General features: G+C 60.2%; 20 protein-coding genes. 14 read left to right on the top strand and 6 right to left on the bottom strand.

Annotated elements, in window-relative coordinates; translation table 11 throughout:
* Position 1: 1 nt before the first annotated feature.
* The 4 genes from hmgA to LG290_RS15365 all read left to right on the top strand — a co-directional run bounded on the left by hmgA (position 2) and on the right by LG290_RS15365 (position 4,468).
* On the top strand, positions 2 to 1,312 hold the full coding sequence (gene hmgA, locus LG290_RS15350) for a homogentisate 1,2-dioxygenase (protein ID WP_499835531.1): 1,311 nt from the start codon (positions 2 to 4) through the stop codon (positions 1,310 to 1,312).
* A 117-nt stretch (positions 1,313 to 1,429) separates the two neighbouring features.
* On the top strand, positions 1,430 to 2,452 hold the full coding sequence (locus LG290_RS15355) for a fumarylacetoacetate hydrolase family protein (protein ID WP_499835532.1): 1,023 nt from the start codon (positions 1,430 to 1,432) through the stop codon (positions 2,450 to 2,452).
* A gap of 9 nt (positions 2,453 to 2,461) precedes the next feature.
* Positions 2,462 to 3,106: a maleylacetoacetate isomerase gene (gene maiA / locus LG290_RS15360; RefSeq protein ID WP_499835533.1), complete on the top strand. Its 645-nt coding sequence runs from the start codon at positions 2,462 to 2,464 to the stop codon at positions 3,104 to 3,106.
* A 135-nt stretch (positions 3,107 to 3,241) separates the two neighbouring features.
* Positions 3,242 to 4,468, top strand: coding sequence for a multidrug effflux MFS transporter (locus LG290_RS15365; RefSeq protein WP_499835534.1), 1,227 nt, complete (start codon positions 3,242 to 3,244; stop codon positions 4,466 to 4,468).
* Here LG290_RS15365 and LG290_RS15370 read toward each other — a convergent pair.
* Positions 4,457 to 7,981, bottom strand: coding sequence for an indolepyruvate ferredoxin oxidoreductase family protein (locus tag LG290_RS15370; protein ID WP_499835535.1), 3,525 nt, complete (start codon positions 7,979 to 7,981; stop codon positions 4,457 to 4,459). The two genes, LG290_RS15365 and LG290_RS15370, sit on opposite strands and share 12 nt — an antisense overlap.
* A 181-nt stretch (positions 7,982 to 8,162) precedes the next feature.
* Here LG290_RS15370 and LG290_RS15375 point away from each other — a divergent pair, with 181 nt between their 5' ends.
* Positions 8,163 to 8,651: an Lrp/AsnC family transcriptional regulator gene (locus tag LG290_RS15375; RefSeq protein WP_160418280.1), complete on the top strand. Its 489-nt coding sequence runs from the start codon at positions 8,163 to 8,165 to the stop codon at positions 8,649 to 8,651.
* Between the two features lie 39 nt (positions 8,652 to 8,690).
* Here the strand turns inward: LG290_RS15375 and LG290_RS15380 are convergent, their stop codons facing one another.
* Both LG290_RS15380 and LG290_RS15385 read right to left on the bottom strand, forming a co-directional pair.
* Positions 8,691 to 8,900, bottom strand: coding sequence for a hypothetical protein (locus tag LG290_RS15380; protein WP_499835536.1), 210 nt, complete (start codon positions 8,898 to 8,900; stop codon positions 8,691 to 8,693).
* On the bottom strand, positions 8,900 to 10,585 hold the full coding sequence (locus LG290_RS15385) for an FAD-dependent monooxygenase (protein ID WP_499835537.1): 1,686 nt from the start codon (positions 10,583 to 10,585) through the stop codon (positions 8,900 to 8,902). The genes LG290_RS15380 and LG290_RS15385 overlap by 1 nt, the downstream gene beginning before the upstream one ends.
* A gap of 148 nt (positions 10,586 to 10,733) precedes the next feature.
* Between LG290_RS15385 and LG290_RS15390 the strand changes: the two genes are divergently transcribed.
* Positions 10,734 to 11,519 carry a LuxR C-terminal-related transcriptional regulator gene (locus tag LG290_RS15390; protein WP_499835538.1) on the top strand — a complete coding sequence of 262 codons (786 nt, stop codon included), beginning with the start codon at positions 10,734 to 10,736 and terminating at the stop codon, positions 11,517 to 11,519.
* A 102-nt stretch (positions 11,520 to 11,621) separates the two neighbouring features.
* Here LG290_RS15390 and LG290_RS15395 read toward each other — a convergent pair whose 3' ends face one another.
* A complete protein-coding gene (locus LG290_RS15395; RefSeq protein ID WP_499835539.1) occupies positions 11,622 to 12,065 on the bottom strand; it encodes a hypothetical protein in 444 nt (147 codons plus the stop codon).
* Positions 12,066 to 12,206: 141 nt separating this feature from the next.
* On the opposite strand from LG290_RS15395, the gene LG290_RS15400 reads away from it, so the two are divergent.
* On the top strand, positions 12,207 to 12,683 hold the full coding sequence (locus LG290_RS15400; protein ID WP_202114734.1) for a MarR family winged helix-turn-helix transcriptional regulator: 477 nt from the start codon (positions 12,207 to 12,209) through the stop codon (positions 12,681 to 12,683).
* Here LG290_RS15400 and LG290_RS15405 read toward each other — a convergent pair.
* Positions 12,673 to 13,212: a VOC family protein gene (locus LG290_RS15405; protein WP_160418290.1), complete on the bottom strand. Its 540-nt coding sequence runs from the start codon at positions 13,210 to 13,212 to the stop codon at positions 12,673 to 12,675. The two genes, LG290_RS15400 and LG290_RS15405, sit on opposite strands and share 11 nt — an antisense overlap.
* Positions 13,213 to 13,606: 394 nt before the next feature.
* Between LG290_RS15405 and LG290_RS15410 the strand changes: the two genes are divergently transcribed.
* Genes LG290_RS15410 through LG290_RS15420 form a run of 3 tightly spaced genes read left to right on the top strand, consistent with a single transcriptional unit; the run spans position 13,607 to position 15,843 of the window.
* Entirely contained in the window at positions 13,607 to 14,965 is a 1,359-nt protein-coding gene (locus LG290_RS15410) for a Na+/H+ antiporter family protein (protein WP_160418293.1), read from the top strand.
* A 59-nt stretch (positions 14,966 to 15,024) separates the two neighbouring features.
* Entirely contained in the window at positions 15,025 to 15,399 is a 375-nt protein-coding gene (locus LG290_RS15415; protein WP_160418295.1) for a thiol-disulfide oxidoreductase DCC family protein, read from the top strand.
* A 54-nt stretch (positions 15,400 to 15,453) separates the two neighbouring features.
* The gene (locus LG290_RS15420; protein WP_499835540.1) at positions 15,454 to 15,843 is read left to right on the top strand and encodes a Rieske (2Fe-2S) protein; all 390 of its coding nucleotides are present in this window, start codon (positions 15,454 to 15,456) and stop codon (positions 15,841 to 15,843) included.
* Here the strand turns inward: LG290_RS15420 and LG290_RS15425 are convergent.
* A complete protein-coding gene (locus tag LG290_RS15425) occupies positions 15,840 to 16,811 on the bottom strand; it encodes a LysR family transcriptional regulator (protein WP_499835541.1) in 972 nt (323 codons plus the stop codon). The genes LG290_RS15420 and LG290_RS15425 overlap by 4 nt on opposite strands.
* A gap of 114 nt (positions 16,812 to 16,925) precedes the next feature.
* Between LG290_RS15425 and LG290_RS15430 the strand changes: the two genes are divergently transcribed.
* The 4 genes from LG290_RS15430 (at position 16,926) to kduD (ending at position 21,130) form a co-directional block, all read left to right on the top strand.
* Positions 16,926 to 17,867 (top strand): sodium-dependent bicarbonate transport family permease, encoded by a 942-nt coding sequence (locus LG290_RS15430; protein WP_499835542.1) that lies wholly within the window; start codon positions 16,926 to 16,928, stop codon positions 17,865 to 17,867.
* Between the two features lie 531 nt (positions 17,868 to 18,398).
* Entirely contained in the window at positions 18,399 to 19,331 is a 933-nt protein-coding gene (locus LG290_RS15435; protein WP_499837122.1) for a sugar kinase, read from the top strand.
* Between the two features lie 34 nt (positions 19,332 to 19,365).
* On the top strand, positions 19,366 to 20,391 hold the full coding sequence (locus tag LG290_RS15440) for a 2-hydroxyacid dehydrogenase (protein WP_499835543.1): 1,026 nt from the start codon (positions 19,366 to 19,368) through the stop codon (positions 20,389 to 20,391).
* Positions 20,378 to 21,130 (top strand): 2-dehydro-3-deoxy-D-gluconate 5-dehydrogenase KduD, encoded by a 753-nt coding sequence (gene kduD / locus LG290_RS15445; RefSeq protein ID WP_499835544.1) that lies wholly within the window; start codon positions 20,378 to 20,380, stop codon positions 21,128 to 21,130. The genes LG290_RS15440 and kduD overlap by 14 nt, the downstream gene beginning before the upstream one ends.
* Positions 21,131 to 21,145 lie beyond the last annotated feature (15 nt).

Raw genomic sequence — 21,145 nt, forward strand, 5'->3', positions numbered from 1 at the left:
CATGAGTACTGAAACACTTGATTATCAAAGCGGTTTTCGTAATCACTTCGCTACGGAAGCCCTGCCCGACGCCTTGCCGAAAGGCCAGAATTCTCCGCAACGCTGCGCCTACGGCCTGTATGCCGAACAGTACACTGGCTCGGCGTTCACCGCGCCACGCCACCAGAACCTGCGCAGCTGGCTCTACCGTATCCGCCCGTCGGTAGTGCAAAGCGCCTACCAGCCGCTACCCGAAAAAGCGGTAGCCACCGCGCCGCTGGCCAAGCCCGCAGCCGACCCCAACCAGATGCGCTGGGACCCGCTGCCGGTGCCCGCCGAGCCCACCGATTTCATCGATGGCCTGCTGACGATTGCGGTCAATGGCGATGCCGGCGCTCAAAGCGGCGTCGGGGTGCATGTGTATGCCTTCAACCGCGACATGACCGAACGCTTCTTCTATAACGCCGACGGCGAACTGCTGATCGTGCCGCAACTGGGCACGTTGCGCCTGAGGACCGAGCTGGGCGAGCTGGATATCGCCAATGGCGAAATTGGCGTGATTCCCCGCGGCATCAAGTTCCAGGTTCGCCTGGGTGATGGTGCCGACGTCGCCCGTGGCTATATCTGCGAAAACTACGGCAACCCTCTGGAACTGCCGGGACTCGGCCCGATCGGCGCCAATGGCCTGGCCAACCCACGGGATTTCTTGAGTCCCGTGGCCAGCTACGAGGACCTGGAAGGCGACTACTCGCTGGTGGCCAAGTTCTCCGGGCGTTTCTGGGAAACCAAGCTTTCGCACTCACCGTTGGACGTGGTGGCCTGGCACGGCAACTATGCGCCCTACAAGTACAACCTGGCCAACTTCAACACCATCAATACGGTGAGTTTCGACCATCCCGACCCTTCGATCTTCACTGTACTGACCTCGGCATCCGATACGCCGGGAATGGCCAACCTGGACTTCGTGATCTTTCCACCGCGCTGGATGGTGGCCGAGAGTACCTTCCGCCCACCCTACTTCCATCGCAACTTGATGAGCGAGTTCATGGGCTTGATTCACGGTGAGTACGATGCCAAGGCGGAAGGGTTTCTCCCCGGCGGTGCCAGCCTGCATAACTGCATGTCGCCCCATGGCCCCGACGCCGACACCTTCGAGAAGGCCACCAACGCTGACCTGACACCTCAGTATCAGAGCGATACCATGGCCTTCATGTTCGAGAGTCGCTACGTTTACCATCCGACGCAAGCGGCACTGAACGCTGATATTCGTCAACGCGACTATGTCGATGTGTGGTCAACCCTGCGCTCGCACTTCGACCCGACCAAGCCCTGACAGGTATCGACGACAGCACAGCCTAGTGGGAGGGCGCTTTAGCGCGAGGGGTTACCGAAAAGCACCCCGGCAAAGCCCTCCTACAATAACGACCCTGACAAGAAGGATTGAACAACGATGAAGCTCGCTACCCTTAATACCGGCCGCGACGGCGAACTGCTTGTGGTCTCGAAAGACCTGACCCGTGCCGTGCGCGCCACGGACATTGCCACCACCATGCAGCAAGCCATCGAGAACTGGGCTTCCTTGGCACCCAAGCTCGAAGCGCTCTATGCCCAACTCAATGAGGGCAAGGCCGAAGGTGCTTTCGATCTGGATCAGAGCACACTGCACTCGCCGTTGCCGCGCAGCTACCACTGGGCCGATGGTTCCGCCTACCTCAATCACGTCAAGCTGGTGCGCCAGGCACGTAACGCCGAAATGCCGGACACTTTCTGGACCGATCCCTTGATGTACCAGGGCGGCGGCGATCACTTCCTGGCACCGACCGAAGACATCGAAGCCGTCAGTGAAGAGCACGGGATCGATTTCGAAGGCGAAATCGCCGTGATCACCGACGATGTGCCGATGAACGTCACCCCGGAACAGGCCGCCGGTCATATCAAGCTGATCATGCTGGTCAACGACGTCAGCTTGCGTGGCTTGATTCCGGGAGAACTGGCCAAAGGCTTCGGTTTCTTCCAGGCCAAACCGGCCTCAAGCTTCTCACCGATCTGCGTCACGCCTGATGAACTCGGCGACGCCTGGCAGGAAGGCAAGGTGCATTTGCCCCTGACAGTGCATTTCAACGGCGAGAAATTCGGCGAGCCGCAAGCCGGTCCCGACATGATTTTCAGCTTCCCGCAGCTGGTCGCCCATGCCGCCAAGACGCGCTATCTGGGTGCCGGTGCCATCGTCGGTTCGGGCACGGTTTCCAACCCCGACCCGGACGGTGGCCCCGGAAAGCCGGTGGCTGACGGCGGCGTGGGTTACAGCTGCCTTGCGGAAATCCGCATGGTGGAAAAAATTCTTCACGACGAAGTCAAAACCTCCTTCATGCACTTTGGTGACCGGGTGCGTATCGAGATGTTCGACCGCAACGGCAACAACATTTTTGGCACCATCGACCAGCAGGTCGTCAAGTATCAGCCCAAGGCCTGAGGAGTTCGCATGACGACGCTACACGGCTATTTCCGTTCGTCGGCCGCCTATCGGGTACGCATCGCGCTGAACCTGAAAGGCCTGGAGCATGACCTGGTTCCAGTTAACCTGGTCAAGGGAGAGAACCGCGGTGATGCTTACCGCGCGCTCAATCCCCAGGGGCTGGTGCCCGTGCTGGAGACCGAGGAAGGCGTGCCGCTCACGCAATCGCTGGCGATCTGCGAATACCTTGACGAGCGTTACCCCACCCCGGCCCTGCTCCCCGACAATCTCGAGGAGCGCGCCCGGGTGCGGGCGCTGGCGCAACTGGTTGCCTGCGAAATGCATCCGCTCAACAACCTGCGGGTACTGAAGTATCTGGTGGGCAAGCTGGACGTCAGTGAGCAGGACAAGCTGAGCTGGTATCGCCACTGGGTCATCGAAGGCTTCGATGCCCTGGAGTCGATGCTTACACCGGCCGCCGGTACCGGTGACTTCTGCCACGGCGATACCCCGACTCTGGCGGATCTTTGTCTGGTCCCCCAGGTGTTCAACGCCGAACGCTTTGAATGCGACCTGGCGGCCTATCCGACCATCCAGCGCATTACCGCCAACTGTCGCGCCCTGGAAGCATTTCGCCTGGCAGCGCCCGGCGAGCAGCCTGACGCCAATTAAACAGACGAGCGTTTTGCGGTTACAATAAGCAGGCTAATTAAGTGGGTGTGCTCCTTGCGGGTCGCACCCACTTCTCGTTCCACCATTGCTTTCAAGGCAGCCCCGTCCACGCCTCGGCTGCCCAAGGAGATTCGGGTGCTGAAGCTGACGTCCCCCACCACCGTCGCGGTGCTCGCGGCCCTGACGGCGCTGGGTCCCTTGGCAACCGACATGTACCTGCCGGCCATGCCGGCCATGGCCGAGGCCTTGAATACCGGCCCGGATCAGGTGCAGTTGACCCTTAGCCTTTATATGGCCGGCTTTGCCATGGCGCAGCTACTCTGTGGGCCGCTTTCCGACCGGTTCGGCCGCAAGCCGATCATGGTCGGGGGGATTACGCTATTTTTGCTGGCCAGCCTGTTATGTGCCTTTGCACCCAGCATCGAGGTGTTGCTGATAGGGCGTTTTCTGCAAGCCTTCGGCGGCGCTGCCGGCCCGGTATTGGGGCGGGCGGCGGTACGTGATATTCACGGCCCTCTGGAAGCCGGGCGAATCCTTTCCTACATGGCCAGCGCCATGGCGTTGGCACCGGCACTGGCCCCCCTGGTAGGCGCCGGGCTGCTGGTGTTCTTCGGTTGGGAGTCGGTGTTCGTGGTACTGGCGCTGTATGCCAGTGTGATGTTGCTGATCCTCAGCCTGGCCCTGCCCGAGTCATTACCACTCGAGCATCGTCAGTCGATTCATCCGGGCGCCATCCTGAGCAATTTCCGCAGGTTGCTTACCCAGCGCGCCTTCATCGGTTATACCTTGACCAATGCCACCGCCTTTTCCGGGCTGTTCGCCTATCTTTCCGGTTCCTCGTTCGTATTGATCGAGTTTCTCGGGGTGACCCCCTTTCACTACGGGCTTTTCTTTATCCTGATCGTGGCCGGCTTTTTCACCGGCACCTTGGTCAGCGGTCGTTATAGCCATCGCCTGGGACGCGATCGTCTGATACAGCGGGGAACGCTGCTGTGCGCGTTGGGGGGAGGCAGCATGGCGGTACTGGCCATCGCCGGGGCCTTTGCTCCCTGGGCGGTAGTCGGTCCCCATGTGATCTTCATGATAGGTGTGGGTATTCTCATGCCGCAGACCATGGCCGGTGCGCTTTCGCCTAACCCCCACTGTGCCGGGGCGGCTTCCTCGCTATTCGGCTTCTTGCAGATGACCATCGCCGCCGTGGTCGGCGGCGTGGTCGGGCAACTACATGACGGTTCATCGCTCACCATGGCCTTGGCGATCGGTGCCTCCGGCCTGCTTTCACTGGTAAGTTACCTGAGCCTGGTGCGACATGACGCAGCATCGGCTCAGGCAGTCGACAGCAAACCGGAATCAGGCCACTGAGGCAATGGTCACCGGCTTGTCTTCGCGCAGTTCCTTGAGCAGCCGGGCCTGGCGCTCGGCGGCTTTCTCGGCGGCCTGCTCACGTACCGGGCCGTAGCCACGTACCTCTTCCGGCAGTTTGGCCAAGGCCAATGCCGTGGCGTGGTTGGTGCCGTCCAGGCGCGCCAGCAACTCATCGACCAGCTGTTCGTAATCCGCCAGCAACTTGCGATCGAGCTTGCGGTCGGCACTGAAACGGAAAGGGTCGAGGGCGGTATTGCGCAAGCCGCGCATCTTCGCCAGCACTCCCATGGCCTTCAACACCCAAGGGCCGAAGCGGCGCTTCACCGGCCGTCCCTGGGTATCCTTGCGTCCGCCCAAAAGCGGCGGCGCCAGGTGGATATTCAACCGATAATCACCGGCAAAGGTGGCCTTGACCTCGTCGAGGAAATCGCTCTGGGTATACAGCCGCGCCACTTCGTACTCATCCTTGTAAGCCATCAAGCGATAGAGCTGCTGAGCAACTGCCTCGCTCAACGCTTCGCTTCCACCCACGGAAGCCTCGGCCTCACGCACCTTGGCCATCCGTGCCGCGTAACGTTCGGCCAGGGCACGGTTCTGGTAGCGTTCCAGGTAGCGGCCGTTACGCGCCACCACATCATCCAATGTGGCGCCCGTGGGTAGCGGCACCGCATCCAGGCGCTGCTGGAGGTAGTCGGGTTCCACCGCCGCCAGACGTCCCCAGGCAAATGCCTGGCGGTTCTTCTCCACCGCCACGCCATTGAGTTCGATGGCTCGCTTTAGCGCCGGTTCGGAAAGCGGCACCAGCCCTTGTTGCCAAGCGAAGCCCAGTATCATCATGTTGGAAAATACCGTGTCCCCCAGCAACTGCTCGGCCAGACGATTGGCATCCAGGGTCGCGAAACGCGACTCACCCACGGCGTCACGCAGCAGCTGCAGGCGCTTGTCGGGCTGCATGTCGGCATCGCGATACAGGACGTAATCCGCGGTGGCCAGCTCCGCCAGATTAGCGACGATTCGGGTCGTCGGCTGCAGCACATTGAGCGCTTTCTGCGAGCTTGCCACCACCATGTCGCAGGCGATCAAGGCATCGGCCTGGCCGGTTTCGATACGCACCTGATTCAGCTCGCCCGGCAGTGGCGCCAGACGAACGTAACTGAGTACCGCCCCGCCCTTCTGAGCAAAGCCCATGAAGTCGAGCACACTGGCGCCCTTGCCTTCCAGATGCGCGGCCATGGTGATCAGCTGGCCTACCGTGACCACACCGGTGCCACCCACACCGCCTACCAGGAGGTCATAAGGCGCCTGAAGACTGGCAAGCGTCGGGGTCGGCAAACGTGAGATGCGTTCCCAGAAGGCGTTATCCGCCGCCACGCCCTGGCCTTTACGCAGCTCGCCGCCTTCGACGGTGACAAAGCTGGGACAAAACCCACTGACGCAGGACATATCCTTGTTACAGGAGGACTGATCGATCTTGCGCTTGCGACCCAGCTCGGTCTCCCGAGGCACCACCGACAGGCAGTTGGACTGTACCGAGCAGTCGCCGCAGCCTTCGCAGACGTGGTGGTTGATGAATACCCGGCGCGCCGGATCTTCCATCAGGCCGCGCTTGCGACGCCGACGTTTTTCCGCCGCGCAGGCCTGGTCATAAATCAGTACGGTGCAGCCCGGGATCTCGCGCAGTTCACGCTGCAAGGTATCCATCTCCTCGCGCCCGTGAAAGGTCACGCCCTCGGGAAATTCCTTTTCATGTCCCCGGTATTTCTCCGGCTCGTCACTCACCACCATCACCCGGCGCACGCCTTCATCCAGCGATTGCCGGGCGATCATGGGCACGTTGATCTGGCCGTCCACCGGCTGACCGCCGGTCATGGCCACGGCGTCGTTGAACAGAATCTTGTAGGTGATATTGACGTTGGCGGCCACGGCCTGGCGCACCGCCATCGAGCCCGAATGGAACCAGGTGCCTTCGCCGAGGTTCTGGAAGATGTGGCCGTTGCCAGTAAAGCGGCTCTTGCCCACCCAGTTGACGCCTTCGCCGCCCATCTGGATCAGCGATTCGGTGCTGCGATCCATCCATGACGCCATGAAATGACAACCGATGCCCGCCAGGGCCTTGCTGCCTTCGGGCACCTTGGTTGAGCTGTTGTGCGGGCAGCCCGAACAGAAATACGGCATGCGGCGTACGCCACCCAATTCCTTGGCCCCGGCCTGACAACGATCGATCGCCGCCAGGTTCCCACTGAGATCAATCTCGAAAAAGCGCTCCAGACGCTCCGCCACGAAGCCTGCCAGGAGACGCGGGCTGAGCTCACCGACAAAGGGAATCAGCGGTTTGCCGGTTTCATCCTGCTTGCCGGTGATCAGCACTTCGCCGGGGTGATCGGGTTCCGACATGTACTCTTTCAGCTGGCTTTCGATAATCCCGCGCTTTTCTTCAATGACCAGCACCTCACGCTTGCCATGGATGAAGTCCAGGATGCCACGCCGGTGCAGCGGCCAGACCATGCCAACCTTGTAGAGCTCGATTCCCAATTCACGCAGCCTGGTTTCATCCAGCCCCAGCAAACGCAACGCCTCGAGCAGATCCAGATGTCCCTTGCCGGTGGTAACGATCCCGAAGCTTGCATTCTCGTGGCGGAACAGCCGCTGATCGATGGGGTTGGCCTCGGCAAAGGCCTGGACGGCGGCAAGCTTGTGCTCAAGGCGCGTCTCGAGCTGAGGCCCCGGCAAGTCGGGCCAGCGGTAGTGCAGACCGCCTTCGGGAACCGTGAAGTCGGGCGTCGCATACTCAGGCAGCGGCGACACCTCGACCGAAGCACCGCTTTCCACGGTTTCGGAAACGGCCTTGAAGCCCACCCAGCAACCGGAGAACCGCGACAGCGCATACCCCCACAGACCGAAGGTTTCGTATTCCGCCAATGACGCGGGGCTTACCACCGGCATGAACCAGGCCATGAAGGCCACATCCGACTGGTGCGGCATCGAGGACGACACACAGCCGTGGTCGTCACCGGCCACCACCAGCACACCGCCGGTGGGCGAGCTGCCGTAGGCATTGCCGTGCTTCAAGGCATCGCCTGCGCGGTCGACCCCCGGTCCCTTGCCGTACCACATGCCGAACACGCCTTCCACCTGCCGCTCGGGGTCGGTCTCGACCTGCTGGCAACCCAGCATCATGGTGGCGGCAAGGTCCTCGTTGATCGCGGGGACGAAGTCGATGTTATGTTCGTCCATGGCGGCCTTGGCCTGCCAGATCGCCTGGTCGACCCCACCCAGGGGCGAGCCACGATAACCGCTGATCAGCCCCGCCGTCTGGCGGTCATCGCGGCGATCGAGTTCGGCCTGACGCAGGGCGATACGCACCAGCGCCTGGGTGCCGGTCAGAAAAATACGCCCTTGGCCACGGCTATAGCGATCAGCCAATGCATAGTCATCAAGCGTGATATCAACAGAATCATTGAGAGAGCTGTCGAGAGAGCCTTCGAGCTCGACACGAGGAGAAGTCGTCATGAGATGTCACCAGTCAGGTCGGAGATTTATTTATGATTGTAATGACCTGAAGTCTAGCCAAGAGCGCGCTAAAGGTGCTTGCTAAAACACTCTCTAAAACCGTAAATTTCAATAATTTCTTTCTTTTTTTTATCTTTAACACAATTATATTCAGCCATTCATCAAAATATGAAATATCCCCATGAAAGAGACCACCAAAGAAACCACCCTGGACGGACATGACCGGCGCATTCTCACGCTACTCCAGCAGCAGGGACGCATTACCAACAATGAACTTGCCGAACAGATTGGCCTCTCACCCGCCGCCTGCTGGCGCCGGGTCAAGGCCCTGGAAGAGAGCGGCGTCATCCGCCGCTTCGCCGCCCTGGTGGAACCCAGCCGGGTGGGGCAGCCGTTATCGGCGTTGGTGATGGTGACGCTGGTTCGCCACCATATCGACAATACCGCCGAGTTCGAAAATCGTATCCTGCAGTACCCGGAAGTGCTGCAGTGCTACGCCACCACCGGCAACGCCGACTTCGTGCTGCGCGTGGTGATCGAGGACATGGCGGCCTATGACCGCTTTCTCAACGAAAAACTCTTCACCCTCAACGGTATTTCCCAGGTCAGCTCCAATTTCGTGCTGCGTAATATCAAGGAAGAAACCGCCATACCTATTAGCAAGGGCTAGCTTCCAAGGGCTAGCCCGGCGCCAGGGAGCCTTTGCTGACTAAGTTTGCAGGCCGTCGCGGGCTTCCTGTATCGCCGCCATCACCTGCGCCACGTCGGGCACACGATGGGCCAGCGCCAGCGCCAGCTGGGCGAGGAACAACGTTTCCTGCGTCTCGGGCACGGCATCCAGCGTCACGGCCAGCTGCTCATAGACCTGCTCGAGATCGGAAAACGGCAAGGTTGTCTGTGTCGAGGTCGGCGTGGTCATCAGTGTTCTCCCAGAGCGGTCTTGAAGGCAGTGTTCAAGGTGGAAGCGTCGAGTGTCTTCCAGCGGGCCGTGACATGGCGATCCGGACGCACCAGATAGGCACTGCCGGGCTCGGCGTCATAGCCATCGAAGCAAGCCCCCTGCCGATCGACCAGAGTGGTGCCCAAGGGTGCCGTTCCGAAATGGCGCGCGATAACCAGCACATCCAGGCCGGTATTGCGTGCCTGAAGATCAGTCAATGCTGTCTGCAGTTCAGGCGTCACGCTACCATCCTCGCTAAACACCAGCAGGTTGAACCCCGCGCCCAGGTGGTCGAGCAGAAAATCGTCTTCGCCCAAGCGGCGGTTGATCAAGGGTGCGCCGGGCATCGGGCCAGCGGTGAAACCGGCATCACCGCTGGCAGTTACCGGGCTGTCGGCATAGGTGTAGGGAGTGACCTGACGCGGGTCGGCGAAGCTGCTGGCGTAATCGTTACGCAGCGCCAGCGATAAAGCGGCATCGCGCATCAGCCGATAGCCACGGCTGGGCGGGGTCATGAAGCGGGTACTCTTGCCGGCATTGGCGAAGACTTCCAGCGTGGCGCCGCGCCGTTCCGGGCTGTAGCTATCCAGCAGTTTCTCGGATGCCTCGCCCTTGAGCACCCAGGCCAGTTTCCAGGCAGCGTTGACTGCATCTGCCAGGCCGTTATTGAGCCCACGCACCCCGAAGATGGGCACCAGATGGGCACTGTCGCCAATGAACAGCACGCGCCCATGGCGATAATCCTCCAGCGCCAGGGTGTAAGCCTTGTAAAGGCTCCACCACTCAAGCTCCCATTCGCTGTCTTCGCCAAGCATCTCGATGATCATGCCCACGCGTTCGCGGATGGCCGCCTCGGTCACCGCCTGGTCGGGGTCTTCATCGGCCAACAGTTGATAGTCAATACGCCAGATATCGTCGGGCTGCTTGTGCACCAGAAGCGTGGATTCGGGCATCACCGAGGGGCTGAAAAAGGCACGGCGTTCGGTGGGAAAGTCGGATTTCATGCGTACATCGGCAATCACATAGCGGCCTTCGTAGGCCTCCCCGTGCAAGGGCAGATCAAACGCCTTGCGTACCACGCTGCGCGCACCATCAGCAGCCAGCAGATAATCGGCCTCAAGCCGATAGTCGCCTTCGGGGGTGGTGACGCTCAAGGTCACGCCGTCGTCGTTCTGGGTTACGTCGCTGACCGCTTGCTGCCAGCGCATCTCGATCAAGGGGCTCTGCATGGCCGCGTCGACCAGAAACTGTTCGATGTACTGCTGCTGCAGGTTGTACATCGGCAGAAAACGTTCCTGATCGGAATGCGGCATCTCGAAGCGATAGACTTCATGGTCGTGAAAATAGGTACGCCCCCTCGTCCAGCCCAGCGCCTTGTCGATAAACGGCTTTTCCACGCCCAGCTGCTGCAGGATTTCCAGGCTGTGACGCGAAAGACAGATCGCCCTGGAGCCGTCATTGAGCGTGGCCTTATCATCGAGCACCACCGATTCGATACCCTGGCGGGCAAACTCCAGTGCGGCCGCCACGCCGACCGGCCCTGCCCCGATGATAGCCACCCGATGGCGGGGTTGATCACCATTCAATTCAGCAGGACGCACGAAGGGAAAATGCGGATAATCGAAATACAGCGAGTCGAGCTCGCCTTTACCGGCGGGTCGCATGGCGTTCTCCTGTTACTGTTGTTTTCAAGCATTCAGCTCAGGGATAGCCTATACCCAAGTCGCCCGGGGGGTTGTCCCGCAAAAGCCTGGACACCGCCATTGTTTAAACCGCATCAGCCTCAGTTCAAGCCACCCTGAAGGATTTCCCATGAGCGACTTTCTCGACACCGAGCTGACCGACTGGCCGAGTCTGTTGCCCGGCATGGCCGCTTGCATCGAGGCGATGGGAAGCGACAGCTTCGAAACCCAATTGCTCGCCTTGCTGCAACAGGCCGTGGGCATCGAGCAATGCATGATATTTGCCTACGCCGATAATGACGAAGTCGACTGCCTGTTGGCCGTCAATCAGAATAAGCCTCGGGTTGCCGGGCGCCTGGCTCGTCTTTATGCCGGTGGATTGTTTCGCCAGGACCCCAATTACCTGCACCTGCGTCGGCTGGTCGACAACCGGGAAAATCTTTCCACCGAAGAGTTGACCACCATGCAGGGCGAGGCCATGTCACCTTCGTATCGTAGTCATCTGTTCGCTTTTCCCGATCTTATCGACAAGGTCTCGCTCAACGTAGCAGCCAGTGACGGTGCCTATTATCTCAATCTCTATCGAGACACTCAGCGAGGCCCTTTCACCTCGACCGACCTGGCTTGCCTGAATGGCCTGGCGCCGCTGCTGGCCAGTTTGATTCGCCGCCATTACAGCAGCACGCGCGCCGGACCCGAGCAACCTAGCGCTCATGAAGCCGCAGTATTGGCGCCTCTCTCCGAGCGTGAACGCCAGCTGTGCCTGTATCTGTTACGTGGCCACACGCTCAAGACCGCTGCCGCCGAGCTCGATATCGCGCTTTCCACCACCGAGACTTACCGCAAGCGGGCCTACGCCAAGCTCGGCGTCCCTTCCAAGGCACGCCTGGTGGCGCTCTGTCGGCAAGAATCCTGAATGACAAGAACCCTGAACGATTAAACCCCGACAAAGCCGGGGTTTAGTATTTACTATTTTCTATTTACTAAATGAAGCGAGAGATGCGAGAGGCTCGAAAGGTTACTCTTCGACGTGGGCACCCATCCGATCAAACGAGTCGGCGTTGGGGCAGAAGTCACGGAAGGTCTCGACATCGGTGGTGTGGCGCAGCGACTTCCAGCAATGGCCCACCACGGGACATGCATTGCAGGTGGTTTCGAGAGATGCTTGCTTCTCGCCGAGGTTTTCGAGCACCAGCCCGAAGCGCTGCACCATCACCGGCATCAATGATTGGGCGGGGCGAAACCCGACATAAGTGCCCCGTGCCAGCTGTCTGGCGACTTCCTGTTCAAAGGTGGCATCCAGCGGCAGGGTGATATCGTTGACCACCTCATGAAAGGCGCCCGGCGACTCGTTCTGCATACCTCGCGCCAACGCAGGGGTGGAAGCCCGGTAGCAACGCTCACTGACACGCTCCCACCAGGATGGACGCTTTGCAGGGGTTTGAGATTGGGGATGAGTCATGATCGTTCTCCCTTCTAGTGAATAACTGCAGTATCGTTGCGATATTCAGCGCCTGCCTTGATCAGGATCAAATTTGTTTCACTTGAAACTATAAGCCTGCGGCTTGAACCTTTTTGCCCACTTGCCACCGGACGCCAGATCGTGACTCATTCGGATACTCCCCAACTGACATTGAAGCGTTTCTTCCCCTACCGCCTCGCCAATCTGCAGGCAGCCGTGAGTGGCGCTGTGGGGCGGTTGTATACCGGGCGTTTCAATCTGACGCATCAGGAATGGCGGGTGCTGGCGACACTCAGCGAATATCCCGAGCTTTCCGCCAAGGACATCGCGACCCATACCAATCTGGAAAAAATGCAAGTGAGCCGGGCGATTGCCCGCATGACGGAACGTGGGCTTCTGCTCCAGCACCCGGCAGCGCACGACCGACGCTATCTACGCCTGCAACTGACGGAAAAAGGCCTGCAAACCTACCGGGACATCGTACCGTTGGTACTGGAAAGAGAGGCGTACTTGCTGGACGCGCTGAGCGCTGAAGAACAACAACTGCTCGATGGATTGCTCGACAAGCTGCTGGAACGCACCCACCAGCTTGCCGAGCAGGATAAACTCAAGGAGTGAATTCTTCCTCGTGCAGCCAGGCGGCATGCTTGGGCGCTTTCTTGGTGACCGCCCATTCTTCGATCATCGCAGGGGCGACTTCCTTGAGCTGCTTCATCTGCTCCGCCGTGCCTTTTACGTAAGTCAGCTCCAGCCGGTGGCCATTGGGGTCAAAGAAGTAGATCGAGCCGATAATGCCGTGCTCGGTCGGGCCAATCACGTCCACACCCTTGGCTTGTAGTTCGGCCTTGGCTTCCAGCATCGCTTTTTCATCCGCTACCTGAAAGGCAATATGCTGCACCCACTCCGGGGTATTGGGATCCCGGCCCATGGGAGGCGAGTTGGGGATTTCAAAAAACGCCAGAATATTGCCTTGGCCTGCATCCAGAAACAGATGCATGTAAGGGTCCGGCTCCTTGGTGGAAGGCACCTGGTCTTCGGCAATGGCGACCAGAAAATCCATATTGAGCTTGTCCTGATACCACTCGACGGTTTCCTTGGCGTCGTTACAGCGATAGGCCACATGGTGAATCTGCTGGATATTGATCATGAGCTGCTCCGATTTGCTTGTTGTTGGTTACCTGACGTGTTCTGGTGACCCCAAGAATATAGTAACAAACGTTACTACCTGCAAATACTTTCTTGGCCACTCACGTTATCAAGGAGCAGAAAACTCAAAATTGGTGATAAGGAAGGCTGGTTTCTGGCGCCCTATCGTAGATAACAGGTAAACTGCGCAGCCTCTCTTTCCGTTTTCGAGAAAGAAGATCGCTGATATTGAAGCCGCCACACAATTACCGCTGCCTCGCATCCTGAGTCATCCGGTTACCTCGTCCTCCATGGCACTCTTCTCGACACTCTCTTCAAAACCGTCTTTGAAACTGTCTTTGAAACTGCGCCGCGGAGGCTAACTCAAGATACCCCTTTGAATTAAAAGAGTTTTTATGAATGCCATTGTTCTTGCCATCCTGGTCATGGTTGGCCTGAGTCTTGCCCGGGTTTCCGTGGTGTTTGCCCTGATTATCGCAGCCCTGGTAGGCGGCCTGTATGCCGGCATGCCTTTGGGCGAGATTCTCGATGCCTTCAATGACGGCCTGGGTAACGGCGCGACCATTGCGCTGTCTTATGCGGTGCTGGGTGCTTTCGCCGTGGCGCTGTCGCGTTCGGGCGTCACCGAGCTACTCGCCAGCCGCGCCATCAACGGCCTTAACCTCAACGATTCCAAAAGCGCTACCGGCGATAACCACCGTTTGATCATTTACACCCTGCTGGCGGCACTATTGGCGGCATCGATCAGCTCGCAGAACTTGATCCCGGTGCACATCGCCTTCATTCCAGTGCTGGTGCCGCCCCTGCTCAAGCTCATGAATCATCTCAGGCTCGACCGGCGGGTGGTTGCCTGTGTGATCACCTTCGGTATCACCGCGCCTTACATGTTACTGCCGGTAGGTTTCGGCTCGATCTTTCTGAATGACATCCTGCTGGCCAATCTCAACGAAAGCGGTGCTGAGCTGGGTTTGGAGGTCACCCGCCAGATGGTACCCATGGCCATGGTGATTCCCATCGGCGGCATGGCATTGGGGCTGGCTGTGGCGGTGTTGTTCAGTTATCGCAAGAAGCGCGATTATGAAGACCGCGACCTGGCTCACGGCGATGAGACACCCGCCGAGGCGGCACGCCATCTCGCTACCTGGCAAAAGGCAGTACTGTTGGCGGCCCTGGTCGGGACCGTCACCGTTCAGCTACTTAGCGGTTCCATGGTGCTCGGCGGCATCTTCGGCTTCGCACTGCTCTCGGTAAGCGGTGTGTTCCGCTGGCATGAGCAGGACGGCATTTTCACCGAAGGCATGCGCATGATGGCCCTGGTCGGCTTCATCATGATTTCAGCAGCGGGCTTTGCCAGCGTGATGCAGGCCAGCGGCGAAGTGGAAGGCCTGGTCGCAAGCTCCGCCGACTTGATCGGAGACAACAAGGGGCTTGCCGCCTTGGTGATGCTGCTCGTGGGCCTGTTCATCACCATGGGCATCGGTTCCTCGTTCTCGACGATTCCGATCATCGCTTCCCTCTATGTGCCGCTGGCACTGAGTTTCGGCTTTTCACCGATGGCCACCATTGCGCTGGTGGGTACCGCTGCGGCCTTGGGGGATGCAGGCTCCCCGGCATCGGACTCAACGCTCGGCCCCACTGCCGGCCTGAATGCCGATGGTCAGCATGACCATATCTGGGACAGCGTGGTGCCCACCTTTCTGCACTACAATATCCCGCTGCTCGCCTTCGGCTGGGTGGCCGCGATGATTCTGTAACACGCCGCCTTGCACTTGGCACAATGAGCTAGCCTTAAACACTCCACCCAGGAGAAACCATGACCCAGCCGACGACACTTTACGTTTATTACGACGCCAAATGCCCCGGTTGCCGCCGGGACAGGCAGCGCTATGAACGGCTTGCCGGCAGCAAGGCGAAGGGTATTGAATGGGTGGATGTAACTGATAATGCAACACTGCTGCGTGAGCGAGGAGTGGACCCGCAAGAGGCTCTTTTATCGCTGCACGTGGAAGATGAACAGGGGCGGATCTACAACGGTCTCGATACGTATATCCTGTTGATGAACCGCGCCCCCAGGCTCAAGCCATTGGCCTGGCTGATTGGGCTTCCCGGCATCAAGCCAATGTTGAGCTGGCTCTATCAGCGCTGGGTAAAACGTCGCCTGGCCCGCCAGGGGCGCCTGCCCGAATGAGTGAACTTATTTTCCTGGATACATCGATAACCAACCAAGCATCGAGAGCACCGTATGTCCCAATCATGGCAGAGTTACCGTAGTGCCCCTTACCCAGGCACGCGCCTCGTAAAGGAAGAGGAACTGCTTCCCAATAGTACGCGCAGTCTCACGCTGGAAAATGAAAAGGGACGTTTTCCACTTCTACTCATCAAGCTTGAGTCCACACTTGTCGCCTATGTCAACGCCTGCCCACACCAGTACTTACCTTTGGACCAGCGTGGCAAACGTATTTTAAGTCAAGACGGCGAGCTTCTGCGCTGCACTAACCATGAAGCGAGTTTTTTAACCCGTACCGGCGAAGGTGTCGGGGGCCATGGGCTGGGATGTGCGCTGGATGCAGTTCCGGTAAGCGTCGAAAGCGACGGCTGGGTAGTGATCGGTGACCCTGCGCAACAACGCTAATCTTTTTCCAACTTGAAGGGTAACGCCTCGAACAACGCTGCCAGTTCGTTGCACACAAAGCGAGGCTCGATCCACTCTTCCAGATGATCTCGCGTGTACTGCAAGAAACGCTGGGCCGGCTGCGGTAGGCGGCGATCATTACGGATTATCAGCTGCCAATGGCTTTCGATCGGCAGGCCCTGTACTGGCAGTACTACAAGCTCGGGATGCTCTTTGGGCAACACATGCTCAGAGAGCACCGCCACGCCCATCTGGGCTCCCACCGACACCCGCATTGCCTCGTTACTGGCCATTTGCAGGGTCGAGCGCATCGCCAAGCCGTGTTCCTGCAGCCAGCTTTCCAGCAGCATCCGAGTAGCGGAACCCGGCTCGCGCAGCAACAAGCGTTCGTTGAGCAGCTGTTCCATCGAGAGCACCCCTGGCGCTTGAGCCAACGGATGTGCGGTAGAGGCAATCGCCACCAGCGGATTACGCATAAAGCGGGCTGCCACCGCATGGTCCAGTGAAGGCGGGTGGCTGAACACATAGATATCGTCTTCCTGGCGCTCAAAACGTGTCAGCATCTGGCGACGGTTGCCGATATGCACCGTCACATCGACGTCTGGAAAGGCGCGACTAAAAGGCCCCAGCAGTCGGGGAAGCACGTACTGGGCGGTGTTCACCAGCGCAATACTGAAGCGCCCCTTGCTGCCTTGCTGCAACGCACCTAGCTGATCGGCGAAATCCTCGAAGCGGCCGAGTACGTCGCGGCTTGCCTGGTAAAGCGCCTGGCCGGTGTCGGTCATCCTGAGTTCCTGGGCATGATGCTCCAGCAAGGGGCCACCCACCGCTTCGCTCAACCGCTTGAGCTGTTGAGAGACGGTCGGTTGAGTGAGATGGAGTTGCCGCGCCGCTTCGCTGATCGAGCCGCAGCGCACCACGCTGACATAGACCTGCAACAGCCGAAAGGTGAGATGGCGAACGTTCATCGAAATAAACTCATATAGAACATCATCTATGCTAAAAACCCGATTTATTATTAGTCGACTAAGCCCACCATGGGCAAACTCCTGCACCAAATCAACTCGCGGAGCGATGTATCCATGCCTGATATCGTGGTGATGTTTTTCCTGCTGGGCTTGGTGGCCGGCGCGGTGAAGTCCGACCTGCAAGTCCCCAAAGCCACCTACGACACCCTCAGCCTGTTGCTGATGCTGACCATCGGCCTGAAAGGCGGCATGGCGCTGCATGGTAACCTTCACTGGGGGTTGGTGCCGGAACTTGCCGGCGTTGCGCTCCTTTCGGCGCTGATTCCGCTGATGTTGATGCCGGTGCTGCGGCGTCTGGTGCGTCTCTCGGCGGCCGACAGCGCCAGTATCGGGGCGCACTACGGTTCGGTGAGCGCGGGTACCTTTGCCGTTGCACTGGCTTATGTCGAAGCGCGCAACCTACTGGTAGGCAGCGAGGTCACCCTGTATCTGGTGGCGATGGAGCTGCCCGCGATCATGATCGCCATTGCACTGTTCCGCCGTCACCAAGGGGCCGAAGTCAACGAGAGCGTCAGCAAGCTGTGGCACGAGACCTTGACCAACCGCGGCGTGATACTGCTAGGCGGCGGCGTGCTGATCGGTGCGCTTTACGGGCCTGTCCAAGGAGGAGAAGTCACCGCGCTGTTTACCAGTGCCTTCAAGGGTGTGCTGGCGCTGTTCTTGCTGGAAATGGGGCTGACGGCCGCCCAAACGTTGCGCCCATTGCCTTGGCACCACTGGCGCTTACTGACGTTTGCCATCGTCACACCGCCACTATTGGCGATGCTAGGTATCGCCATGGGCATGGCACTGGACCTGCCGACCGGCTCCGTGGTGATTCTCGCGGCCCTGACCGCCAGCGCCTCTTATATTGCCGCACCAGCGGCGATGCGCGCGAGCGTTCCCCAAGCCAATATCGGCCTTGCGATGTTGGCGTCGCTGGGCGTGACTTTTCCGCTTAACGTGATGATAGGCATTCCCTTCTATCACGTCTTGATCGAGAAAATAGCGGGTTAATAACGCTTGGCATCCGCAAGAAGAACGAGGACGCCGACGCCTTCATGGTCTCCAACCACCGTGTGGGCTTCGGCATGGGTGCTACCAGCATGACCACCACCTGGATCTGGGCAGCCTCCTTCTACGCCGCGGGTGCCTTCCCAGGTTCTAGAAGTACCATTTGAGTACATGCAAGCTCACCAGTGTCCCGCCGGAAATCAAACATATTCATCTTGAAAGTGATCTCTCGCCAAACCTATGTGCATTTGCCTTACCTCCAAGAGGGACCTACGATGGGAACGGTTCCATTTGCAGAGATCCAATGACGCCAACCAATCACCAACGCACAACGATCCTCAAGGTCGCGCAGGAGGCCAGGGCTTCAAAGACCAGCGCCTGGGCGAGATCGGGCTGATGGGCATCGACGAGCTCGATTGGTGCGGGCTGGTCGGCCCCGGTAATGAAACACCAGCCACGGTTCACATGACTGAGAGGTCCTTCATGTCCGCCCATGTTGCTCCCGCCCCCGATCTCCTCACCTTCGGTGAAGCCATGACCATGTTCGTTGCCGAGAGTCCGGGCGAGTTGGCCGACGTCGAACACTTTCAGCGCCGCATCGCCGGCGCCGACACCAACGTCGCCATCGGCCTGTCTCGCCTGGGCTTTCACGTCGGCTGGTTGAGCCGGGTCGGCGACGATGGCTTCGGCACCTTCATTCGCCGCACCCTAGAGGCAGAGGGGTTGGACTGCCGGCATCTAGCCATCGACCCCGACCATCTCACCGGCCTGCTGTTCAAGGAGCGAACCCTGGGGGGGAACGATCCCAAGGTCACCTACTTCCGTCGCGGCAGCGCCGCCAGCAACCTAGCCCCCGCCGATGCGGACGCCGTTGACTTTTCGGCGTTGCGCCACCTGCACGCCACCGGCATCCCGCCCGCGCTCTCGCCCAGTGCCCGAGCGCTGTCGCGACATATGCTTACCCAAGCCCGCAAAGCCGGCGCCAGCATCTCCTTCGACCCCAACCTGCGCCCCAGCCTATGGTCGAGCGAGACCGAGATGCGCGACACCCTGAATGACTTGGCCACCCATAGCGACTGGGTACTGCCCGGCTTGGCCGAGGGGCGACTGCTTAGCGGCCGGGACAGTCCCGAGGCAATCGCCGACTTCTACTTGGAGCGCGGCGCTCAGGCGGTAATCATCAAGCTAGGGGCCGAGGGCAGCTACTATCACGGCACCCTGGGCGGCCGACAGGAGAGCTTCACCCTACCGGGCGTCCCGGTAGCCGAGGTGGTGGATACGGTGGGCGCCGGCGACGGTTTCGCGGTGGGCGTAGTCAGCGCCCTGCTCGACGGCCGCTCTCCCCGGGAAGCGGTACGCCGCGGCAACCTGATCGGCTCACTGGCGGTGCAGGTGGTGGGCGACATGGAGGGCCTGCCCAGTCGCGACCACCTCACGGCGCTTGAAGCCGAGGTGTCTGCCCAGTAATTACCCTGCCCACCACCCGAAAGGAGCCTAAAAAATGAAGAAACGCATCCTCGCCTATGGCCGCCTGAACGACGACCAGCTGGCCCAGCTTAACCAAGACTTCGAGGTCCAGGCCTTTCCCAGCTTGGCTGCCGCTGACGATCCTGGCTTCCGGGCCGCTCTCCCAGGCGCCCACGGGCTGATCGGTGCCAGCCTGACCATTACCCCCGAGCTGCTCGACGCGGCCCCCCACCTGGAGGCGATCGCCACCATCTCGGTGGGCTACGACAACTATCCGGTCGAGGAGTTGACCCGCCGCGGCATCCTGCTCTGCAACACTCCGGATGTGCTCACCGAGACCACCGCCGACACCGGCTTCCTGCTTATCATGGCTGCCGCCCGGCGCGCCGTGGAGTTGGCCGAGCTTGTCAAGCGCGGTGACTGGAAGACCGGGATCAGCCCCGAACACTTCGGCAGTGACGTGCACGGCAAGACACTAGGCATGATTGGATTCGGGCGTATCGGCACCGCCGTGGCTCGTCGCGGCGCCCTGGGCTTTGGCATGCGGGTGCTCTACTCCAATGCCTCCCCCAAGCCGGCTCTCGAGAAAGAACTGGGTGCCGAGCGCCGCGAGATGGACGCGCTGCTCGCCGAGGCGGACGTCATCTGCGTCACCGTGCCGCTCACCGCCGAGACCGAGCACCTGATCGGCGAGCGAGAGCTTGCCCTGATGAAGCCGTCGGCGATCTTCGTCAATATCGCCCGCGGCAAGGTCGTCAACGAAGCGGCGCTGATCGAGGCACTGGAGATAGGGCGCATTCGCGCCGCCGGCCTGGACGTCTTCGAGCAGGAGCCGCTGTCGCCGCTGTCGCCTCTGCCACACATGACGAATGTGGTGGCTCTGCCGCACATCGGCTCGGCGACTCATGAGACGCGCAATGCCATGGCCCAGCGGGCCGTGGACAACCTGATCCTGGCGCTCAGGGGCGAGCGCCCGATCAACCTGGTCAACGACGTTGCCTGGAGGCCCGAAGCGTTGGCTCGCCTCGACGCACAGGAGACCAACCATGACCCGCTTTGACCTGCATGGCCGGGTGGCCATGGTCACCGGCTGCAACAAGGGGCTCGGCCAAGGCCTGGCCGTGGCGCTCGCCGAGGCCGGCGCTGACATTGTTGGCGTCAGTCGCAGCCCTGCCGACGAGACCCGTGCCCACATTGAAGGGCTGGGGTGTCGCTATATCGGCATCGAAGCGGAACTGGGCCGCGAGACCCCAGCCAACATCGTCGAGCGCGCCCTCGAGGCGGCTGGGCAGCTTGATATCCTAGTCAACAACGCCGGAATTATCCGCCGTGTGCCCGCCCTGGAGTTCAGCGAGGAGGACTGGGACGCCGTGGTCGACGTCAACCTCAAGGCGGCATTCTTCCTCGCCCAGGCGGTGGCAAGCCATCTGGTGGAACGCGACGCACCTGGGCGAATCGTCAATATCGCCTCGGTGCTCTCCTTCCAGGGGGGCATTCGAGTGCCCTCCTATACGGCCAGCAAGAGCGGTCTCCTCGGCCTGACCCGGCTTCTTGCCAACGAATGGGCTGCCCACGGCATCACCGTCAATGCCATCGCTCCGGGCTACATGGCCACCGACAACACCCAGGCCCTGCGCGAGGATCCTACCCGCAGCGCCGAGATTCTGGGACGCATCCCTACCGGGCGCTGGGGTACCCCCGAGGATCTGGCCGGAGCAGTCATCTTTCTATGCTCGGATGCTGCCTCCTACGTCAATGGTCACGCCTTGGTGGTAGATGGCGGCTGGCTGGCTCGCTGAGGCATGTAGCGTCCG

This window comes from Halomonas sediminis (assembly GCF_044871105.1).
In the GTDB taxonomy this organism is placed as follows: Bacteria; Pseudomonadota; Gammaproteobacteria; order Pseudomonadales; family Halomonadaceae; genus Vreelandella; species Vreelandella zhuhanensis.

Bases quoted from the DNA above. Each gene is read 5' to 3' on its own strand.
- hmgA (WP_499835531.1), top strand. From the start codon at position 2: ATGAGTACTGAAACACTTGATTATCAAAGCGGTTTTCGTAATCACTTC.
- LG290_RS15355 (WP_499835532.1), top strand. From the start codon at position 1,430: ATGAAGCTCGCTACCCTTAATACCGGCCGCGACGGCGAACTGCTTGTG.
- maiA (WP_499835533.1), top strand. From the start codon at position 2,462: ATGACGACGCTACACGGCTATTTCCGTTCGTCGGCCGCCTATCGGGTA.
- LG290_RS15370 (WP_499835535.1), bottom strand. From the start codon at position 7,981: ATGACGACTTCTCCTCGTGTCGAGCTCGAAGGCTCTCTCGACAGCTCT.
- LG290_RS15375 (WP_160418280.1), top strand. From the start codon at position 8,163: ATGAAAGAGACCACCAAAGAAACCACCCTGGACGGACATGACCGGCGC.
- LG290_RS15380 (WP_499835536.1), bottom strand. From the start codon at position 8,900: ATGACCACGCCGACCTCGACACAGACAACCTTGCCGTTTTCCGATCTC.
- LG290_RS15385 (WP_499835537.1), bottom strand. From the start codon at position 10,585: ATGCGACCCGCCGGTAAAGGCGAGCTCGACTCGCTGTATTTCGATTAT.
- LG290_RS15390 (WP_499835538.1), top strand. From the start codon at position 10,734: ATGAGCGACTTTCTCGACACCGAGCTGACCGACTGGCCGAGTCTGTTG.
- LG290_RS15395 (WP_499835539.1), bottom strand. From the start codon at position 12,065: ATGACTCATCCCCAATCTCAAACCCCTGCAAAGCGTCCATCCTGGTGG.
- LG290_RS15405 (WP_160418290.1), bottom strand. From the start codon at position 13,212: ATGATCAATATCCAGCAGATTCACCATGTGGCCTATCGCTGTAACGAC.
- LG290_RS15410 (WP_160418293.1), top strand. From the start codon at position 13,607: ATGAATGCCATTGTTCTTGCCATCCTGGTCATGGTTGGCCTGAGTCTT.
- LG290_RS15415 (WP_160418295.1), top strand. From the start codon at position 15,025: ATGACCCAGCCGACGACACTTTACGTTTATTACGACGCCAAATGCCCC.
- LG290_RS15420 (WP_499835540.1), top strand. From the start codon at position 15,454: ATGTCCCAATCATGGCAGAGTTACCGTAGTGCCCCTTACCCAGGCACG.
- LG290_RS15425 (WP_499835541.1), bottom strand. From the start codon at position 16,811: ATGAACGTTCGCCATCTCACCTTTCGGCTGTTGCAGGTCTATGTCAGC.
- LG290_RS15430 (WP_499835542.1), top strand. From the start codon at position 16,926: ATGCCTGATATCGTGGTGATGTTTTTCCTGCTGGGCTTGGTGGCCGGC.
- LG290_RS15435 (WP_499837122.1), top strand. From the start codon at position 18,399: ATGACCATGTTCGTTGCCGAGAGTCCGGGCGAGTTGGCCGACGTCGAA.
- LG290_RS15440 (WP_499835543.1), top strand. From the start codon at position 19,366: ATGAAGAAACGCATCCTCGCCTATGGCCGCCTGAACGACGACCAGCTG.
- kduD (WP_499835544.1), top strand. From the start codon at position 20,378: ATGACCCGCTTTGACCTGCATGGCCGGGTGGCCATGGTCACCGGCTGC.